Below are 3,252 nucleotides of genomic sequence, written 5' to 3'. Positions count from 1 at the left end.
TGCTCAGAAGGTACCCAGCTTGGGTGGGCGGACAAATTAGTCCGTTACTATCCGGACAATATCGGGCGGGGCTGACACCCACCTCCCCCGTCAGCGCCATGACCAGATTCTTGGGCGTCTGGAACTGCTCCCAGTCCCGCGCGCGGACGAAGGCGTGGAGGCGCTGGCGGACGCGGGCGAGCCGGTCAGGGTCGTTTGTATTGTCCATGGAGGTCTCCACAATCCGCTGTCTGGTGGCTTGCAACCAGCCGCTTCACGCCTCATGATCTGTCGTGGAGGCTTTGCTGGCGTGAATGCGCTGGCATTGCCTTTTCCCTGCCCGGAGTATGAACCTGGGAGCTATACCCTGTTTCTTCGCCAGGAACAAAATGTAGTGTCAAAACAAAACCCTGATTGGACTGAGGACGAACTGACACTAGCATTCTGGACGCTCAGGCGGCTGGGTTCGGACCAACCGTCAAAACATCATCCCCGAGTGTTGCAGCTTAGCCGGACTCTGAATCGACTGCCCATCCATCCGAATGAAGACCGAGCGCCAACGTTCAGAGATCCGGACGGCGTTCGCAGGAGACTCACATACCTCGCTCAGATCAACGCCGGCGACAAGGTCTCTGGGCATAGTCTCTACTACAAGGTCTGGGAGCAATATCACGCCGACTACCAAGCCTTGGAGAACGCCGCGAGACAGATACTAGAGGAGCACGGAATCGATCCCGACACCTGGCTCTAATTCAACAGACACTTATTCGGCGTTCTCTACGCGCATCACGAGCTCCTGACCCAAATACGCTTCCACGTCCCTGACGACACGCGGCATCCTCCGCCCTGTCGCTAGCGTCCGAACTTCGACAAACTCCCGCTGACTTTGAGGGCCAATACTGACGTGGATTGGCCGATCGTCACCGTAGAAATAGAGTCGGTCATAGGACGTATGCATAGCTATCCACGCCGCGACCTCGAGCATGCTCTCGTCAGGCACAATGAAATCCACCGCCGCACCTAGCCGCGAACAGACGGGGTTCCCACGGGTGTTCAACTCATGACCGGCATGCTGGTCCTTACGAGGATCAATGCCGCCCGGCACGTGTTTCGCCAGGCCGCTTGAGCAAAAACCATATGTCAGCTGAATACCACCGAAGTAATCCATTACGGGGTCGAGCACTTCAAGAGCGAGTCGCGCCAGGGCGTTGTAGGTCTCCGGGCTCCTGGGCACATTCGGTTTCCCGAGCTCACGCTGCGTCTGCCCGCACTCCACAAGATCCCGAAACGTCAAGTTCCGTCCGCAAGGTTCATCAAGATCTGGCACATCGCTACGGCACACAAACTCAAACTCTTCCACGGAGAGGCGGTATCGGTGCAGCGAAGTATCGAACTCAGAAGGCTTTGGCCCATAGCCGCTTAAGTCGACGATATTCAGCCTCTCTAGCTGCTCATCGAAAGCCGCTTGTTCATCATAATGGGGGAAGTCTGGCCCAATGAATCGGGACTTAAGAAATAGATACGGCGGTTCATACTCCGCACCGTATTCAAAGACATCGAAATCCTGTCTTCGGTAGTCCAGTTTCACGCGAGTGGTCATCCTCGGCAGAGCCTTGCCCTCGAAGTCATCGAAGCTACTCAGCGTGAGCTTGTCCGACTGGCCGTGAATCTTTACCAAATCCGCTGACGTGACGTCGCCGTAGAGATGAGTCGCGCAGCCGATGTAGATGCGCAAAACCGCAGGCAGCTGCTCAACATAGCTCGTATGGACGGTAAGCGAGTGGTCAACGTCCAAGGCCCCAAGGCCACCGTTGGCTGCCTCGCGACATGCGTCAACGATGTACTTTCGATCAGCAATCCGATATAGCTCAGCCTCGGCAGCTTCCCGTGCCTTTTTGAATGTTCCGTAGAAAGCCTTGAGGTCGCGACGCAGTCGCTCCGAGTAGTCGGCCAAGCGCCTTCGTCCTTCGAACTTCTCCAAAGCTAGATAGATCTGTAAGTCGGCAATGCGCGCCCGGCCCGCCACTTCTATAGGCTCACTGCCATGCAGCCTCCGCAGGAAACGTAGTGCCGACCGAAGCTCACCGAAAAGGTCTAGGACCTCCGGAAGGAACGGCACCTCCTCCGATCTAGGTTCACGGCCGAGAGATAGCCACAGCTCCCAAAGGCGATCAAGCAGGATTGGATACCTATCGTAGAGCTGCTGGTCAACGGTTCTTCTACCGAATCCTGCAATAGATTGGGCGAACGCGGAGATCGTAGCGCGCCGTGTTGCACGCGCCTCCTCAAAGTCCTGCCGGTCCTGCGCGGTAGCGAAAACGAAAAAAATCCCAGGTGCAACAGGAATAGCTTCCGCCCCAAGCGTCGACTCTATAAACCCTCTCAATTCCAGCTGAGTAAAGTACTTTTGGAAAGTTCCCCTGCGAGTTACCACCCCGTCACTATACTCGACACCCGCATTAGACCGGGGTCCACTGAGCATTGCGGAAACCACTAGCAGTCGTTCGGCATATGTGAACGCCTCTGCGAGGACACTTCGCCGTTCAGCGGGATCTTCTATCACATTGATCACGAAACCCAGGTTCACTAGGTCAGCCGCACGTTTCTGCCCGTCAGGCCGGTAGTGCGGGTCCCACCCGAACGCAGTCACACCGTTTTGTTCGAGTAGATCCAGATCGCCGCCACGCCCACAACCGTAGTCAAAAACCGTCTTACCTCCATCCAAGAAACCGTGCCTGGCTAAGGCCTGTAGCGGCGCGGATAGCCCAAACCTGCTAATAGCGGTCTTGTGACGTGCGATAGCCGATGCTTCATCGTCACTGATACGCCGGGGTCGCGTACCGCCGTCGGTAGCGTCTATGAGCGCGTGCCCCTCTACGCGGACCCCCGCCGTCGCGAGCCTGGCGTTCCAGGTCTCGCGGGAACCGATACCTCTGGGGTTCCGTAACAGGCCCCTCTGCTCTAGATCAGACGTAAGTCGTGAGAACTCTTCGAATTGCTCGTGGCTTTCGTCTAGAAGAAGCTCTTTGCGGTGCAGCACCGGGGGGCTCCGCCGCTCTACGAAGGTCCGACGGCCAACTCGCTCTTCTGTGGGATACACGACCCAGGCTGAAGCAAGCTCTGGAAAAGGGTCGTCGAAGAACCGCGGGTAATGCAGCAAGGAAACTTTGCTGCCATCATCCCGGAGCTTGACCACGTTACTAATCCTTTAGAAAGTAATGTCATGTGCAATCGTGTATCGACAAGCTGGGTGATGGAAGAACGATTGCACCA

General features: G+C 56.7%; 1 protein-coding gene and 1 pseudogene. Both read right to left on the bottom strand.

Annotated elements, in window-relative coordinates; genetic code table 11:
• Positions 1–208: pseudogene (locus tag ACPEES_RS22960) on the bottom strand (hypothetical protein); the annotation flags it as partial.
• 534 nt (positions 209–742) lie between these two features.
• Positions 743–3,019, bottom strand: coding sequence for a DNA phosphorothioation-associated putative methyltransferase (locus tag ACPEES_RS22955; RefSeq protein ID WP_435106753.1), 2,277 nt, complete (start codon positions 3,017–3,019; stop codon positions 743–745).
• Positions 3,020–3,252: the final 233 nt, after the last annotated feature.

Source organism: Arhodomonas sp. AD133 (assembly GCF_051195215.1).
Classification (GTDB): domain Bacteria; phylum Pseudomonadota; class Gammaproteobacteria; order Nitrococcales; family Nitrococcaceae; genus Arhodomonas.
The sequence above is the reverse complement of the archived record's forward strand: the minus strand, read 5'-3'. Positions and strand labels throughout refer to the sequence as shown.